Origin of the sequence: Bradyrhizobium sp. LA6.1, assembly GCF_040547805.1 — a bacterium.
In the GTDB taxonomy this organism is placed as follows: domain Bacteria; phylum Pseudomonadota; class Alphaproteobacteria; order Rhizobiales; family Xanthobacteraceae; genus Bradyrhizobium; species Bradyrhizobium barranii.
The window spans coordinates 198,180-215,076 of sequence record NZ_JBEPQK010000008.1 but is presented as its reverse complement, the minus strand read 5'-3'; the positions used below and the strand labels follow the sequence as shown (position 1 = coordinate 215,076).

13 protein-coding genes are annotated in these 16,897 nt (G+C 61.0%); all 13 read left to right on the top strand.

Features of this window, described 5'->3' with window-relative positions; translation table 11 throughout:
* The first annotated feature begins 5 nt into the window (after positions 1-5).
* Positions 6-2,030 (top strand): asparagine synthase (glutamine-hydrolyzing), encoded by a 2,025-nt coding sequence (gene asnB / locus ABIB99_RS21870; RefSeq protein WP_354177526.1) that lies wholly within the window; start codon positions 6-8, stop codon positions 2,028-2,030.
* The gene (locus ABIB99_RS21865) at positions 2,027-3,589 is read left to right on the top strand and encodes a class I adenylate-forming enzyme family protein (protein WP_354177525.1); all 1,563 of its coding nucleotides are present in this window, start codon (positions 2,027-2,029) and stop codon (positions 3,587-3,589) included. Before asnB (ABIB99_RS21870) ends, ABIB99_RS21865 begins: the two co-directional genes overlap by 4 nt.
* A 50-nt stretch (positions 3,590-3,639) precedes the next feature.
* A complete protein-coding gene (locus tag ABIB99_RS21860; protein ID WP_354177524.1) occupies positions 3,640-3,918 on the top strand; it encodes an acyl carrier protein in 279 nt (92 codons plus the stop codon).
* A gap of 340 nt (positions 3,919-4,258) precedes the next feature.
* The gene (locus ABIB99_RS21855) at positions 4,259-4,975 is read left to right on the top strand and encodes a nucleotidyltransferase family protein (RefSeq protein WP_063986521.1); all 717 of its coding nucleotides are present in this window, start codon (positions 4,259-4,261) and stop codon (positions 4,973-4,975) included.
* A gap of 18 nt (positions 4,976-4,993) precedes the next feature.
* Positions 4,994-6,160 carry a DegT/DnrJ/EryC1/StrS family aminotransferase gene (locus ABIB99_RS21850; RefSeq protein WP_354130107.1) on the top strand — a complete coding sequence of 389 codons (1,167 nt, stop codon included), beginning with the start codon at positions 4,994-4,996 and terminating at the stop codon, positions 6,158-6,160.
* Positions 6,157-6,894, top strand: coding sequence for a sugar transferase (locus ABIB99_RS21845; protein WP_063984322.1), 738 nt, complete (start codon positions 6,157-6,159; stop codon positions 6,892-6,894). Before ABIB99_RS21850 ends, ABIB99_RS21845 begins: the two co-directional genes overlap by 4 nt.
* Positions 6,895-6,906: 12 nt before the next feature.
* The gene (locus tag ABIB99_RS21840; protein ID WP_063984323.1) at positions 6,907-7,947 is read left to right on the top strand and encodes an NAD-dependent epimerase/dehydratase family protein; all 1,041 of its coding nucleotides are present in this window, start codon (positions 6,907-6,909) and stop codon (positions 7,945-7,947) included.
* A 65-nt stretch (positions 7,948-8,012) separates the two neighbouring features.
* On the top strand, positions 8,013-9,284 hold the full coding sequence (locus ABIB99_RS21835) for a polysaccharide biosynthesis/export family protein (RefSeq protein WP_085401006.1): 1,272 nt from the start codon (positions 8,013-8,015) through the stop codon (positions 9,282-9,284).
* A 289-nt stretch (positions 9,285-9,573) separates the two neighbouring features.
* Positions 9,574-10,236: a helix-turn-helix transcriptional regulator gene (locus tag ABIB99_RS21830; protein ID WP_144030703.1), complete on the top strand. Its 663-nt coding sequence runs from the start codon at positions 9,574-9,576 to the stop codon at positions 10,234-10,236.
* A gap of 242 nt (positions 10,237-10,478) precedes the next feature.
* Complete coding sequence (locus tag ABIB99_RS21825) at positions 10,479-11,702, top strand: glycosyltransferase (protein ID WP_354177523.1); 1,224 nt, start codon at positions 10,479-10,481, stop codon at positions 11,700-11,702.
* On the top strand, positions 11,699-12,955 hold the full coding sequence (locus tag ABIB99_RS21820; protein ID WP_354177522.1) for an O-antigen ligase family protein: 1,257 nt from the start codon (positions 11,699-11,701) through the stop codon (positions 12,953-12,955). Before ABIB99_RS21825 ends, ABIB99_RS21820 begins: the two co-directional genes overlap by 4 nt.
* 3 nt (positions 12,956-12,958) lie before the next feature.
* Entirely contained in the window at positions 12,959-14,947 is a 1,989-nt protein-coding gene (gene asnB / locus ABIB99_RS21815; RefSeq protein WP_354177521.1) for an asparagine synthase (glutamine-hydrolyzing), read from the top strand.
* 10 nt (positions 14,948-14,957) lie between these two features.
* Entirely contained in the window at positions 14,958-16,835 is a 1,878-nt protein-coding gene (locus tag ABIB99_RS21810) for a GumC domain-containing protein (RefSeq protein WP_354177520.1), read from the top strand.
* Positions 16,836-16,897 lie beyond the last annotated feature (62 nt).

Genomic DNA, 16,897 nt, shown 5'->3' with positions numbered 1-16,897 from the left:
ACGGCATGTGCGGCATCGCCGGCATCGTGGCGCTGAGTGCGAACGCTCCGAGTCCTTCGCGGAGAGCGCTGTTGCGGATGACCGGGGCGCTTGCACATCGCGGGCCAGACGAGCGAGGCCTCTACCGGGACCAACGCGCGGGCCTGGCGCACGCCCGGCTCTCGATCATCGACATAGCGGGCGGACAACAGCCTCTCTCCGATCCCGGCGGGCCCGCCTGGATCGTGTTCAACGGCGAGATCTTCAACTATGTCGAGCTGCGCGAGCAGCTGATCTCGCTCGGCCATCGCTTCCGCACCCGCAGCGACACGGAGGTCGTGATTCAGGCCTATCGCGCCTGGGGCGAGGCAGCATTCGAACGGATGAACGGCCAATGGGCCCTTGCCATCTGGGACGCCTCCGCCGGCCGCCTCGTCTTGTCCCGTGACCGGACCGGAATCTGTCCGCTCTATATCTGCAACCATCAAGGCCAACTCTACTTCGCCAGTGAGATCAAGGCCATCTTCGCGGCAGATCCGGCAATCCCTCGGGCATTCGATCCAGCAGGCATCGACCAGACCTTTACCTTCTGGAGCACCGTGCCGCCGCAAAGCGTGTTTCAGGGGATCACGGAAATTGAACCGGGACACGTCCGCAGTTACGTGCGCGGCGCGGTCCGGGACCGCGCATTCTGGACTCCGCGCTATGCGACCCGGTCCGACGAGCATCGCGTTTCGTCCGCCGGCTGCAACGATGATGTGATCGATGCCGTGCGTGGCGCATTGGAGGCGGCTACGGCGCTCCGAATGGTGCGGTCCGACGTCCCCGTGGGAAGCTATCTCTCCGGTGGCCTCGACAGTTCGCTTGTTGCGGCATTGGGGAGCCGGTTTGCGGGCAGGCGCTTCCAGACGTTTTCCGTGCGCTTTTCCGACGCTGAGTATGACGAGACCTCCTATCAACGCCTAATGGCACGCACGATTGCGAGCGAGCACCACGAGCTCATGGTCTCGCGGCAGGATATCGCCGAGGTATTTCCCAAGGTCATCTATCACACTGAGCGGCCAATTCTGCGGACCGCCCCTGCACCGCTGTTCCTGCTCTCAAAGCTCGTGCGCGAGCGCGGCATCAAGGTCGTGCTGACCGGCGAAGGCGCAGATGAGATGTTCGCCGGCTACGATGTGTTTCGCGAAGGCAAGATCCGCCGCTTTTGGGGTCGCCAGCCGGCCTCAACGCGGCGCGCCGCCCTCCTGAGCCGGCTCTATCCCTACATCTCGCGATCGCCGGTCCACATGCAGGCCATCGCGCTAAAGTTCTTCGGACACGGCATTTCTGCCCCGGATACGCCCGGCTTCGCTCACTCTCCGCGTTGGCGCAGCACCAGCGCGATCAAGCGCCTGTTCTCCGCAGACATGCGCGCGGCGACTTCGCGAGCCGACCCGGTGACCGAACTGCTCGATCGTCTGCCACCGGATTTTTCCCGCTGGACGCCGCTCGCACAAGATCAGTACCTCGAGACCAAGACGCTCCTGGCCGGGTACCTGCTCTCCTCCCAGGGAGACCGGATGCTGATGGCGCACTCGGTCGAGGGACGCTTTCCATTCCTTGACGACGACGTCGTCGAGCTCGCGAACTCCCTTCCCGACGCCTGCAAACTTCGTATCCTCGACGAGAAGCACGTCCTTAAGCGTGTAACACAGTCGCAGGTTCCACCAGAGATCGTCACACGCAAGAAGCAGCCCTACCGGACCCCCAATGCGCTCTGCTTCGTCGACAATGCCCCCCCTTATGTCGACGAAGCGCTCTCAGGCGCAAGCGTCCGCGCCGCCAACATCTTCGACCCGGTGGCGGTCGAACGGCTGCGCACCAAGTGCCAAGCCCATGCACTCGCCGGCAATGGCGACCTGTCCAACTTCGACAACATGGCGCTCGTCGGCGTCTTGTCCACTCAGCTCCTGTTCCAGCAATTCGTCGCGGACCGGCCGGAAGCACCGCATCGCCTCGAGCTCAGCGTGGACGTCGACCACCAGGACGTACCGGGAGTTTACGCATGATCAATAATCCTGTGCCGCTCCTGCACGATTACCTGATCAACTCGGCCCATCAAAACGGCGCGAAGGTCGCGCTCGTATGCGACGGTCATCGGGTCACCTACGACCAGCTCGAGGCGTGGTCAAATGCGGTCGCGCACCACCTGGTCGAGGCCGGCGTCGAGCGCGGCGATCGTGTGATGATCTTTGCCGACAACACCGTCGAGGCAGCCGTCAGTTTCTGGGCCGTCCTCAAGGCCAACGCGATCGTATGCCTCATCAATCCTCTCACGAAACCCGACAAGCTCGGCTATCTCCTCAACGACTGCCAGCCGACTGCGCTCATTACGCAAACGCGCCTCTATGCGACGTTCCGCGAACCTGCACGACATTGCCCGTCCTTGCGCCGCGTGATCGTGTCCGGCGCAATCGACGACGCGGATTTGAACGCACTGCCGCATGCCGTGCGATGGAGCACTGTAACGGCCACCGAGCAGGACGCAGCACCCGCGCGCCGCTGCATCGATATCGATCTCGCCGCCATTGTCTACACCTCGGGCTCGACCGGCGAGCCCAAAGGGGTGATGCTGACGCACCGGAACATGATGACGGCGTGTACGTCGGTTTCGTCGTATCTGGACGTCCGTGACGATGAGGTGATCCTCAACGCTCTGCCACTCGCCTTCGACTACGGCCTGTATCAGATGATCATGGCCGTACGCGCCGGGGCGCGCCTTGTTCTCGAACGCTCGTTTGCTTTCCCCGCCGAGACGCTCCGGCGTATTGCAGAAGAGAGAGTGACGGGTTTTCCCGGCGTGCCGACGATGTTCTCGACTCTGCTGCAGCTTGAGTCGTTGAAGAGTTACGATCTATCCAGCATTCGCTACGTGACAAGCACCGGTGCCGCACTGCCGGTCCGGCACCTGGTGCAGCTGAGACACACGTTCCCCGGCGCCCGCATCTACTCCATGTATGGTCTTACCGAATGCAAACGCTGCACCTACCTGCCGCCGGAGGATCTCGATCGGAAGCCGTCGAGCGTAGGAATTGCCATCCCGAATACCGAAATGTGGATCGTCGACGAGCGTGATCAACGGGTCGGCGCCGGCATCGCCGGACAGCTGGTGATCCGCGGTGCGACCGTCATGAAGGGCTATTGGCGAAAGCCCGAAGCTACTGCGAAGAAACTCAAGCCCGGACCGCTTCCCGGCGAGCACGTGCTTTACACCGGCGACTACTGTCAGATGGACGCCGACGGATATCTGTACTTCGTCAGCCGGAGCGACGAGGTCATCAAATCACGCGGCGAGAAGGTCGCGCCCAAAGAGGTGGAGAGCGCTTTGCTGGACATTCCCGGCATAAGGGAAGCGGCAGTTGTCGGCGTTCCCGACGATCTGCTCGGCCACGCGATCAAGGCCTTCGTGGTCATCGACCAGGCGCGGCCGATTGACGCCAAGCAGATCCAGCGAGAATGTCAGAAGCGCCTCGAGAGTTTCATGGTCCCCAAGTACGTCGTTATCGTGCCGGAACTGGCGCGCACGGATACGGGAAAGATCAACAAGAGAGAGCTCATCACGGGATAGCTTGTGGACGACCAATCGACGCACCCGCTTTCATATGGAGCACCAACGCAATGACACTGGTCTTGGCACCCGACCGCTGCAAGGAGCAAATCCGCGCTTTTCTGACATCGAATTTCTACATCAGCGACATCGCGGCGCTGAACGACGACGCTTCCCTGCTCGACCAGGGGATCATCGATTCGACCGGAGTGCTCGAGGTGGTCGGGTTCATCGAGACGACCTTCGGCATCGCCGTCGACGACAATGAGATCCTGCCCGAGAATCTCGATTCAATTCGGGGCATGGCACGTTACATCGGCAGCAAGGTTAACTTGGCCGCCGATACCTGACCGACCGGCGCGTTCGGCAAGCGGAGGAAACGAGCTGTCCTGTGACTCGATCGCGGCTTGGCGCCCCGGGGCTTCACCCGGCCGCCGAGTGCGGCGTTTTTTCGCCCTTCGCGAACCCTTCCGCATGAGGCCCTTGGTCAAGGCGAATCCCGTGTCTTCCGGAGAGGTACGCCTCGGCTGCACGACTGCGTGGACAACCCGCCGGCATTCCTCCGCCGTCCGATTCCAACGCTCTCATGCAAACGAACGAAGACGCAGGCATGGTTTGCTCCTACCTTTTTCCTTGAGAAGCATATCTCGTTTTTTTTAAGCGTATTTTTTTGAGTACATGGAGGTTCAGATGAAAGCGGTAGTTCAGTGCGGCGGCAGAGGAACTCGACTTCGTCCACATACGTCCATTTTGCCAAAACCCCTCATGCCAATCGGCGCCCGTCCCGTCCTCGAACTCGTTCTCAAATGGTTGAGACGGAACGGGATCGGAGAGGTCTTCGTCACCACCGGTTATCTGGGCCATCTGATCCGCAGCGTCTGTGGTGACGGCAGCCAGTGGAACATGCAGATCACGTATACGCAGGAGCTCGAGCCGCTCGGCACGATCGGCCCGCTGTCATTGCTGCGAGAACAGCTCAACGAGCCGTTCCTGGTCCTCAACGGTGACGTCCTGACAGACCTGAACCTGAACCAGCTGATCCACAATCACCGAAAATCCGACGCCAACATCACCATCGGAACGTCCGTTCGGAGCACGAAGATGGACTTCGGTGTGATTGATGAAATCGATGGACGCGTGACCGGATTTCGCGAGAAGCCGGAGCTGACGAACCTCGTCAGCATGGGAATCTACTGCATGAATCCGGTCGTCCTCGAGCGCATTCCGTCGGGCGTCCCCTTCGGATTCGACGACCTGATGTTCCAGATGCTCGAGGAAGAAGCCCGCGTCAACGTCTTCAAGCACACTGGCCTGTGGCTCGACATTGGCCGGGTCGAGGACTTCCTGAAAGCCCAGGACATTGCGTGGGACGAGCAATCGACTGCATTCGCAACTGCGGCTGCGTGACGCAGCGTCACCCTTCGCATGGGGAATGAACGGGAAGAGGAACACATGCTGTTGGTATCAGAACCGGCCCTGGGAATTGACGAAAAGGAAGCTCTTGTTGCCGCGATCGACAGCGGCTGGATCACCATGGGGGATCGCGTACGGGAGTTCGAGCAGACGTTTGCACGCATGCATGGCGCCGAAGACTCGATTGCAGTCGGATCATGCACGGCCGCACTTCACCTCATCCTGCATGCGCTCGGCGTCGGCCCCGGCGATGAAGTCCTCGTTCCATCTCTCACGTTCGTTGCCACGGCCAATGCCGTGCTCTACGTCGGAGCACGGCCCGTGTTCGTCGATGTCCAATCCGGGGCAGTTCCCCTGATGTCCGCGGCCGATGCGCTCCGCAAGTGCACTTCGCGGACGAAAGCGGTGATCCTCATGCATTTTGGGGGCTACCTCGCTGATCGAGACGAGTGGCAGGCCTTCGCTCGCAGCAAGGGTCTGCTCCTGATCGAGGACGCCGCGCATGCGCCCGGCGTCAAGGGGGTCGGCACGTTTGGCGATGCAGCCGCATTTTCCTTCTACGGCAACAAGAACATGACGACTGCTGAAGGCGGCGCAATCATAACGCGTCACCGGATCTTGAACGACATGATCAAGCGCGCCAGGTCGCATGGCATGACCACCAACACGCGCCAGCGCCTCGTCAGCCGCAGCCCCGAATACGACGTGACGCTTCTTGGATTCAACTACCGCATGGACGAGTTGCGCGCCGCGGTCGGCCTGGTGCAGCTGCGTAAATTGGCAGGTTGGAACGACGCCAGGCGGCATCTGTCGCTGCACTATCGGCGGCGGCTCGCCGAGCGTTGCCCTTCGGTCCTGGTGCCATTCAACGCGTCGTGGGTATCGGCCCACCATCTCATGCCGGTTCTTCTCCCCGCGGCAAGCGCGCGGCAGCCCCTGATCGAGCAGCTCAGCAAGCGCGGCGTTCAGACGACCATTCACTATCCGCCGGTGCATCGGTTGACGTTCTACCAGGACCAGTATCCGGGCATCAGCCTCCCCAACACTGAGGATTTTTGCGGACGTGAGCTCACCTTGCCGCTCCATCCCGCGATGACTCCCGCCGACGTCGATCACGTGGCAGACAGCCTCGCGGATGGACTTCGGGCAACCTGTCCCGCGGAGGTCGAACAGGCATGAGCGAAACGGTCAATGCGGGATGCGCTGGGCCGGCAGCTCCGGCCGTGCGTTTGCGGCGCGTCATCGATGTCCTCGGTGCCGGGACGGCCATATTCGTCTCGCTGCCGATCCTGTTGGTCATTGCGCTTGCAGTCTGGATCGAAGGCGGGCGACCGATACTGTATTCGCAACTCCGTCTCGGGCTGAACGGGGCGCCGTTCCGCATGTACAAGTTCCGGAAGTTCAGAGCCGATTGCGACGATCGCGGAAGTCCGCTCACGATGGTGAACGACAACCGCATGACGACGATCGGCGGGCTGCTGGCTGCATTCAAGCTAGATGAGCTACCGCAGCTCTGGAACATCCTGCGGGGTGACATGTCTTTCGTCGGCCCGCGACCCGAGACCCTCGTATTTGCCGACTGTTTCAGGAACGGATTCGAAAAGATCCTGGAACACCGGCCAGGCCTCGTCGGGCCGTGCCAGGTTCTCTTCCGGCATGAAAATGAGCTGTTCCCGCCGGACGGCAATGTGGCGGATTTCTATCGGGAGGTTCTGTTTCCCGCCAAGGCGAAGATCGACCTGGCATATTATTCCAATCGAACCGTCACGTCCGATCTCCGGTGGATCGTTCAGGCCGGCTGGATCGCCGTGGGGGAGCCGCTTCTCAACCGCATGCGAAGACCCCGACCGGAGAGCCAGAGCGGCATAGCGCCAACTGGCGGATCTGTCGGTGCGAACTTATTTCAAAAGTAGACGGGTGATCAAATGGCGACTGAAAAGCGAACTGTGCTTCTGGTAGGTGGTGCTGGTTACGTGGGCTCAGTGATCACGGGCCATCTTCTGAGAAAGGGTTGGCACGTCCGTTGCCTGGATCAGCTCATCTACAAGAACGAGAGCTGTGCCTGGCCTTATCTGAGCGTTCCGCAATACGAGTTCATGCAAGGCGATATTCGCGATCCCCGTTTCGCCAATCAAGCATTGAAGGGTGTGGATGACGTCGTTATCCTCGCCGGGCTCGTCGGCGATCCGATCACGAGCAAGTACCCCGATGAAAGTCACGCCATCAATCGCAATGGCGTCGCGTCCTTCATCGACGCGATGCAACACCATCCGGTCGATCGGCTGATCTTCGTGTCCACCTGCTCGAACTATGGGCTAGTGGAAGTAGACACGGCCGTCGACGAGAATTACCCGCTCGCACCACTCTCCCTTTACGCCAAGCACAAGGTGGAGATGGAGCAGAAGATCCTGGGTCTCAAGGGAAAGGCTGGATTCCATCCAACGGTTCTCCGCTTTGCGACGGCCTTTGGTCTTTCCTCGCGAATGCGCTTCGATCTCACGGTGAACGAATTTGTGCGTGAACTGCACCTGGGAAAAGAACTGCTGGTATTCGATCCCAACACCTGGCGTCCTTACTGCCATGTTCGTGATTTTGCCCGCGCGATCGAGGAAGTGCTCCGCGCGCCCACCAGCAAGGTCGCCTTCGAAGTCTTCAATGTGGGCTGCGAGGAAAACAACTTCACCAAGCTGATGGTCGTTGAGGAGATCATGCGGCACATTCCGCGATCGAAGGTGACCTATCAGGAGCGCGGCGCCGATCCCCGGAATTACCGCGTGAACTTCGACAAGATCCGTCGGGTATTGAATTTCACGCCCGAGATCAGCGTTCAGCAAGGGATCAGCGAAATCCTCGCTGCCTTGAGCCAGGGCCTGTTCGACCACGTCGAGGAGCAGAGGCACTTCTTCGGAAACTACGAGATCTTCCTTCCGACCGCCCTTATCCCGGATTTGAAGAGAGCCGGCTGAAGGATCCGATATCGGTGTCCCTAAATCGCGAGCGGCGAAGGCTCGGTTGCATCGGGAGTTCGTCCATGAAGTGCAAGAAGCAAGGCAGACCCTCTTCCACCCTCCTGCTGGGCTCATGCGCGGCAGTTCTGTTTTTCGCGACAAGCGGGCTATCCCTTGCCGCGCCATACAAGCTGGGACCGGGTGATACCATCGAGATTTCGATCGGTGGCCTCCCCGATCAACGCAACCGCACGCAGATCCAGATCGACGGCACCATCCCGCTTCCGGGAGGGGGGACAGTTGAAGTTGCCGGCCTGACCCCGGCGCAGATGCAGAACCGCATCGAGACGCTGCTGCAGGCACGAATACTGCGTCAACGCCTGACCGACGGTCGCGACCAGGCATTCGTGGTCAAGCCCGGCGACGTCATAGCAAGCGTCGTGGAATATCGGCCGGTCTATGTTTCCGGCGATGTGCTCACGCCCGGACAGCAGACGTATCGGGCTTCAATGACCGTGCGCCAGGCCGTGGCAGTGGCCGGCGGTTTCAGCCTGTTGCGGTCGCGTGGCATGCAACCCGGCGCCACCGACCCTGCGGACCTTGTACGAGACTACCAGTCTCTCGCCACCGAATACACCAAGGAATATTTCCATATCGTCCGAACCGGCGCGGAGCTTGATGGCCGCGACACGTTCGACGCCACGCCTCCAAGCGACATTTCGCTGCCCGCGGGCGTGATCGGTTCGGTCGTTCAAGCCGAGAAGGACTCTCTGAAGACCTCGCAAAGCGACTACCGCACGGAACAACGCTTCCTGGACGACGCCGTAAAGCAGACGGACGCGCAGTTCGCTACGCTCAAGAAGCAACAGGAAGGTGAAGAGAAGGGCGTGCAGGCCGACGAAGAGGAGCTCGAACGGGTCATGAAGGCGTTCGGCTCCGGCCTGCTGGCAAGTCCTCGTGTCAGCGAAAGCCGGCGCGCGCTGTTGCTGTCCTCGACCCGACGCCTGCAGACGAGCGTCGAACTCATGCGGCTCCAGCGTCAGCGTGAGGACTTCCTGCGGCAAGCGGGACGTGTGACCAGCCAGCGCACGATCAATCTGCTCAGGGAGCAGAAGGACTCGAACGTTCGATTGGCGGACTTGCGCGTGAGAATGCAGGCGCTCAGCCAGAAACTGCAGCCCATCGGCGGCTCGGGTGCCATCCCCGTCAATTCAGGCGAGCTCAATCCCGACGTGGTCGTCGTGCGGCGGCTCGGTCAACAGTGGGACAGGATAACCGCATCCGTCGACTTCGACGTGGAGCCAGGCGATGTGATCGAAGTCACATTGCGCCCTGCGCCGGCCTTCTCGAACTGAGCACGAACAGAGGTACTCCCTTAAGAGTAAGCAGGGCGCTCCTTCCGGAGTAGCTTCCGCATACCTCCATGGCTGCTACCGCGAGGCTTAAACCCGCCTTGCTACCCCTTCAACCCGCGTTGCTACCTCTTCGTTGATCACAACCGGGTCGATGCCCGGAAGATCGGCAACTTTCACCCCCTCCGACGGCCGCGGGGTTACCCCCCATTCAACGTTGCCAGGCGTGGCAGAAGTTGGGAATCTTTGTGGCACGTTCACTCCATCGGGTCAGCGCGGCCGGGGGAATAAAATGTTGAACTTAAGCCAAGCATTGCCAAGGTCTACCATTGCTCTACAGCGTCATTCTTCTGAATCGATATTCAATATTTCCAGTCCCGTTTCATCTGCTCACTCTGACGCCCAGAACCCCAAGCAGGACGGCTTGCGCGGGGTGCTCGCGCGGATCGGCTGTGGACAGGTTTTGCTCAGACGCGGCAAGGTTATCGAGCTCAGTCCGGCCGGCCGTGCAATATTGGAACGCGAAGCGCGCGTGGATGCGAGCCACGAAACGCTCTATGGCGCCGTCAAGCAACTGGTCCACCGCGCCGGCGCACAGTTTCCGGCAGGCTCGACTTCCTGGTTGGCAACATCCACCAAGGAAGGATTTACCGCGCTGATCAACCAGGTCGCGAATGCGTGGTCCGACGAGACCATCGCATTGATCCTGCTGGATCTCGACGCGCATCCGGAGCCTTCGCCGCGGACGCTGCAGCGATTGTTTGGATTCACCGCTGCCGAAACCCAGCTTGCTCTCGAGTTGGCGCGAGGCAACAACCTGATCGACATTGCTCGTTCGCGACGATTGAGTCGAACGACAGTACGCTCCCAGTTGGCTTCCCTGTTTGTCAAAACACAGACACGCCGGCAAGCAGACCTGATCGCGTTGTTGGGCCGCCTCGCCGTCCTGCCCTAGCGTGGACGCGGAATACGGTGTCGCGTTGTCTCGACTGGTCGGAGATCGACGTGCTTCGCGGCGCGTTCAGCAAACATGCACTCGCGCCGCGTCGTCTTTTTTTCAGCCCTGTTCGAGCACGTCCGCCAACCGCTCACTTCCGCTGTCATGCGAATGAATGAAGACAGGCCGCGGCCACGTCCTAACCTGATCCTGTCAAACTTTCGCCGGGAAAACCGGGGGCCTCCGCAAAGATTAACATCTTGGCGGGATTGCTCAAAGGGCTGGAAGGAACCAACATGGCGCTGCACTTGCTTTGCGTAGGAGGCGAGGATCACGCTTTGCGTATCCCGTTCCTGGCGGCTCTGCAGAACCGCGGCCTGCGCGTGAGCGCGGCCGGCACTGGTGCAGCATCTGCATTCGCGAAGACCGGCATCCCGTATCATCAATATCAGTTCGACAGATTTGGCGTCGGCTTTGCCGATCGCGCGGCCATGGGTCAACTGGCGCGGCTCGTGAAGAGCGCTCGGCCCGACGTGATCCAGACGTTTGATACCAAGCCCAATCTGTTTGCGCCGCTGGCGCTTCGCGGCTCCGTACCGGTTGTGCGCACGATCAACGGAATGGGATGGGTATTCTCATCGACAGAACTGAGAGCCTTGGCCTTCCGCCCCGTCTATCTGGCGATGCAACGCCTGGCTGCTTGCTGGACCGCGGCGACGGTTTTCCAGAACAAGGCCGACAGCAGCTTCTTTCAACGACACCGCCTGCTCGGAAAGAGCTCATCTGTCATCATCGGAAGCTCGGGGATCGATGTCGGCGCTTTCGAAGCGGCGCAAGCGCGAACGGCCTCGCCTGCCGCGCTGCGCGCCGAACTCGGGCTCGGCGATGCCGAGATTGTCCTGACAGTAAGCCGATTAACTGTCCAAAAAGGAATCACAACGCTCCTCGAAGCGGCAAAGCTCGTGCATGAGGTCCGCCCGAATGTCCGCTTTCTGCTCGTCGGTCCGCGCGAAAGCGAGGGTCCATTCGCCGTAGGTCAGGAGCTGATCGAGGCGCACGCACCATATGTGATTGCGACCGGCGCCAGATCGGATATTCCCGCGCTTCTGGGAATCGCCGACCTCTTTGCCTTTCCGACTGAATATCGCGAAGGCATTCCCCGTGTTCTTTTGGAAGCCGGATTGGCTGGCGTACCAATCGTCGCCTCCCGCATGCCGGGGTGCGATGACGTGGTCCGCGAGGACTGGAACGGTAAACTTGTAGCGCCGCGCGACCCGCGCGCGCTCGCGGCCTCAATTCTCGACCTTCTTCAGGATTCCGCGCGTGCAAAGACGATGGGTCAACGCTCGATCAACGTGGTGCGCAAGGAGTTCGACCTCAACGTCGTCGCCGATCGCTATGCCGAGCTTTACACGCAGCTGCTTCCCCGCAGCTATTCCAGTGGCTGGCGGCCGGCGGCGCACAGCAACAGTGAAATACAATGATCGGCAGTGCCCTTCTTGCGCTTGGCCTCGTGCTTGGGACAGCCTCGCAGCTGCGTCTTCCCAGCTTCCCCCTGGGCATCGGGGAAGCCTGCCTCGTCCTCTGGCTCGGTCTCGCATCCCTGCATCTCTTGGTGGGTTCAAGAATTTACAACCCCCAGGCTCTGCTCTGGCTCGTTGTATTCTGGGGCTGCTTTGTCTTGATTCAGAGTTTCGGGGGCTTCCTTGCATTGCTACGCCCGGAGATCGTCGACCCAGAGCTCGTCGTGCACGACATCTTCGCATATCTCCTCGTGGCGGCCCTCACGTGCCTGGTGGCTGCAACGTTGAGACCCGAGGATACCCTACGCCAATCGCTATGGTTCCTGATCGGATTCTGGATCGTCGCCGTGGCGGTGCAACTTGCATTGGGCTGGGGCTACCTCAGCATCTCGTCGGTCGATCCATGGTATTGGGACCGGTTTCGCGGGTGGTCGGAGAATCCAAACCAGCTTGCAATCTACTGTGCGGTTTTGACACCACTCTCGCTTCACATGGCTCTGACGGCCAAGCGGTTTGGCCGGATCGTCGCAGTGTTTAGCTGCATCGTAACATTCGTCATCGGCCGGCTGACGAAGAGCGATACCTTTCTTATCTCGATGTCGCTGTCGATACCGCTGCTCGTTGCGCTGCGCTTGCGAAGCTGGCTGACATCCCCCGAACATCGATGGAGTTTGCGTTTCGCAGCTGCAGCGATCGTCGTTGTCGCCATAATTCCCCTTTCGCTCTCACTGCTCCCCTACGGGATGGCAACGGCGAATGATGTCGAGGGGCTGGCCGCCGGCATGATGAAGGATCGTGGTGGTGAGGCAACGAAGGCAACCGCCAATCTGCGGCTAAGTCTTTGGCAAGACGCCTTGCATGCCGGACTGGAGTCCGGGTCGCTTGGCCTTGGGCCCGGGCCGCATCTGGAGAAGCCAAGCGGAATCACGGACAAGGGCGTAGCACTCCCGGTGGAAGCTCACAGCACCCTCCTGGACGTTTTCACCCAAGGCGGACTGCCTGGCGTGATCGCCATTGTCAGCCTGCTTGTCGGCACGTTTGCGCTCCTGCTTCGCGCACGGCTCGACGCCTTGGCTGTCCTGATCTTTGCACTCGCCGTCTTCAGCATCAGCCATTTCATTCTGCGGCACCCGACCGTGTGGTTTGCCGTCACGCTGGGCCTCATCCTGGGCTCGGATCGGCGCTCATTGGCGCAAGCGCGAGTTGGAAGTTAAGCAATGTGTGGAATTACAGGAATACTTCAGACGCCGCATGCTTCTCGATCCGCCGACCTAGCGGCGATCGGGCCGATGACGGCTCGCCTGCGCCACCGCGGTCCTGATGCGGACGGGTTCTGGAGCGATCGTGACGCCGGCGTTGCGTTCGGGCATCGCAGGCTGTCCATCATCGATCTCTCCGATGCGGGCCGGCAGCCAATGCTTTCGAGCGACGGCCGCTTCGTCATTACGTTCAACGGCGAGATCTACAACTACAAGCCATTGCGGCAAGAGCTCGAGGGCGCAGGCAAGCGCTTCACCGGCAATAGCGATACGGAGGTCTTGCTGGCCCTGATCGAGAAATGGGGCCTGGAGAAGGCTCTCCAGCGCTGCAATGGGATGTTCGCAATCGGCCTGTGGGATCGCCGGAACCGCACGCTGCACCTGGCCCGCGATCGAATGGGGAAAAAGCCGCTCTACGTCGCGCGGACGTCGAATGCGGTCGTGTTCGCGTCGGAGTTGAAGGCCATCGCGGCATTCCCCGACTTTCACCAGGAGATCGACCCGGGCGCGGTTGCGGAGTTTCTATCGCGCGGATGGTTGCCGGAAGACCAGTGCATATGGCGAGGCGTCTTCAAGATTCCACCCGGGGGCGCCCTATCGATCCGTGCCGAGGACCTCTCGGTCTGCCGGGATGCCGCAGCTCTACAAGAACGCGCACGCTCCTGGTGGTCGTTGGCCGATGTCGCGCAAGCGGGCCGCGCAGCGCTCGCCACTGCGGATGACCAGCAGCTCGTCTCCCAGGCTTGCGATCTGCTCAAGGCCGCGGTCGCCGACCGAATGGTTGCCGACGTTCCGGTCGGGCTGTTCCTGTCGGGCGGAATAGACAGTTCGACCGTCGTGGCCCTGATGCAAGCCCAATCGGCGCGCCCGGTACGGACCTTCACGATCGGATTCGGTGAGCGCGCCTTTGATGAAACGGCTAACGCTGCGGCCGTGGCGCGGCACCTCGGCACCAGCCATACCGAGCTACGTCTCACCTCCGCGGACGCCAGAGCGGTCATCCCCGAACTTCCAACCATATGGGACGAGCCGTTTGCCGATGAATCGCAGATCCCGACACTGCTTCTATCTCGACTTGCACGGCAGGACGTCACCGTTGCGCTTTCGGGCGACGGAGGTGACGAGTGCTTCGGAGGGTATTCCAGGCACGTACTTTCCGCCCGCTTAGCGCCTCTGCTGAACTCCAACCGATCGATCCGGACCATGGCCGCGAGCGGTGTGGCGCTGCTCGGGCGGGGTATGCGCGAAAGCGTCGTCGAAACACTTCGTCTTCCAGGTTGGTTGCAGAGGATGACACACGGCGACCGGATCAACCGCCTGGCAGACCTTATTGGCAGCAACGACGTCGGCGAGATGTACCGCCGGTCGACGCGGCTCTCCGAACTGCAGTTGACGCGAACCCAGGCAGGCTCGGAGCCAGACTCGATCCCGCCGCTCAACGATCTGCTGTCTGATTTTATCGTTCGGGATATGCTTGGATATCTCCCGAGCGATATTCTCGTGAAACTCGATCGCGCCAGCATGGCCACGAGCCTGGAGGCTCGCTGCCCGCTTCTGGATCATCGCGTTGTCGAGTTCAGCTGGGCGCTGCCGAACTCGGCGAAGGTGCGTCATGGTCAGGGAAAATGGCTCCTGCGCCAGGTCCTTGGCCGTTACCTGCCGCGCCACCTCTTCGAGCGCCCGAAACAGGGCTTTGACGTGCCGATCGGCTCCTGGCTGAAGGGACCGCTTCGTTCGTGGGCGTCGGACCTCCTTTCGGAGTCGCGCCTTCGCAACCAGCATCTTCTGGACGTTTCCCGCGTGCAGGAGTGCTGGCTTCAACATCTTAGCGGTCGCCGCGATTTCTCACGACCGCTGTGGGCTGTCTTGATGCTGCAGTCCTGGCTCGACTCAGCAGTTACCTCCGGGCCTTCGCGAACAGCAGGCGTGATGGAACCGGCGCAATAAGGAGCAGGCGATGGAAGCGTTCACAAATAAACGGATTCTGCCGGTGACTGTCCTGACCCAGGGCCGGTCAAAGGGCGACGAGTCACCTCCCGATGACGCCATCGCGGCATTCAAGCATGTCTTCGAGAGCATCAGGCGATACAAGCTCTTCATCGTCAAAATGATCGGCGCGGGCGCGCTGCTCGCGGTGCTCGGTAGTATTTTTATGTCGCCCACCTATCTCGCAACGGCACAGCTTGTCGTGAGCGCTCGAAGCGGAGCGGCCGACAATGCCGGTGCATCCGGAAATTCCTCGGCGACTGGCGGTTCGGACGACCCGACGATCGATACGCACGTAACGGTCATGTCATCCGATGCGTATCTGCGGCGGCTCCTGCCGGCACTGAGGATGCTCGACAACCCGGCCAACGAGAACGGTTCGGTGCTCCGCACTGCCTTGTCAAAGATAAAGGGGTTCCTCTCCTTCCGGAAAGACCCGAGCGACGGCGCGGCGGTGGCAGCATTGAAAGGGCGCCTGAAGGTCAGCCAGGAGCGCCGGTCCAGAGTTATCAGCGTAATTGCCAGCGACCCCAATCCACAACGGGCCGCAGACGTCGCAAACCTGGTCGCCCGATCCTACGCTGACGAGCTTGTCCGGCAAAAGCGGGCTGTCGAGCTGCAGGCTCTGGACGCCATCGCAGCACAATCGGCGAATGTTCAGCGCGAATTGTCAACGGCGAAGGCGGAATGGGACGCCAGTCACTCAGGTCCGACCTCGTCATCACAGGCAGCCGCACAGGCCGCCGCTGCGCTGGAGTGGAAAATCACCACGTTGGCGCAGCAATATGAAATACTGATACGAAGGCGGCAGGATCTCACCACGAAGGGCGTGGTCGCCGAGCCAGACGTGACCGTCATCGCGGACGCCTCGCCACCCGACTTTCCGAGCTCGTTGAACCCGTTCCTCCTGGTTCCACCGATCACGATCATCTTCGCGCTCCTCGCATGTCTCGTCGCGATCATCCTGAAGCACTTCGATCGAAGTCTGCACACCGAGGCCGAAGCTGCAGAGGCATTGGATATCCCGTGCGTCGGGTTGATCCCCTCGATCCCGCCGGAGCTGAGCATCTCGCCGCAGCGCTTCGTAGAGCAATCGGCTGTCTCGCATAACAGGGCCGTCCGCTCGACCGTCGTATCCCTCATGGCCGCCGATCCGGTCTCGCCACAGACGCCGCATGTCATCCTGGTGACATCCAGCTTGCACGGTGAAGGCAAGAGCGCGATCGCCTGGAGTTTCGGCTTTTGTGCGGCGCAACTCGGACAGCGCGTTCTGTTCCTGGATTTCTCTCAATTGCCCCGGCGCGTCGGCGGTGAGGCTTCAGATCTGTTCAAGCTGTTGGCGCACGACGGAGCGGCCGCCAAGGCCGTCCAGCACATCCCGGAGCTCGGACTCGACTACATATCGTCAAGATTGTCCGAGGGCAGTCGCCTGGGGCCGTTGGCGGGTCCGAAAGTCGCCTCGCTGTTCGAGCACTTCAGGAACACCTACGATCTCGTCGTCATCAACGCACCATCGCTGGATGATGCGCCGGAAGTGCGCCTCCTCGCCTCCTGGGCGGATCACGTTCTGCTTGCCGTCCGCGCCGGAAGTACGAGCCGCGACGTCGTGCGAAGCACTTTGACCCGGTTTGCCGGGACATCGGATCTCGATTCTCGTGTCAAGCTCTGGTGTGTCCTGACGCACGGAGTACCGTCCGAGCTCGCGCCCTCGGATCTGGAGCCGTCATCAACATCGACTTTGATGCATTACTATCGCCGCTTCAAAACAACGGCGGTACGGTGGACAAGCATCGAACCTGCAATCAATGTTTCCGACCACGCTGCATCTGGCCTGAGACCACGGCAGTGATCCCCAGGCGGCTTGGGTTAATCACCCGGGTCTTTCGATATGGCAGCCAGCCGATCGACCAG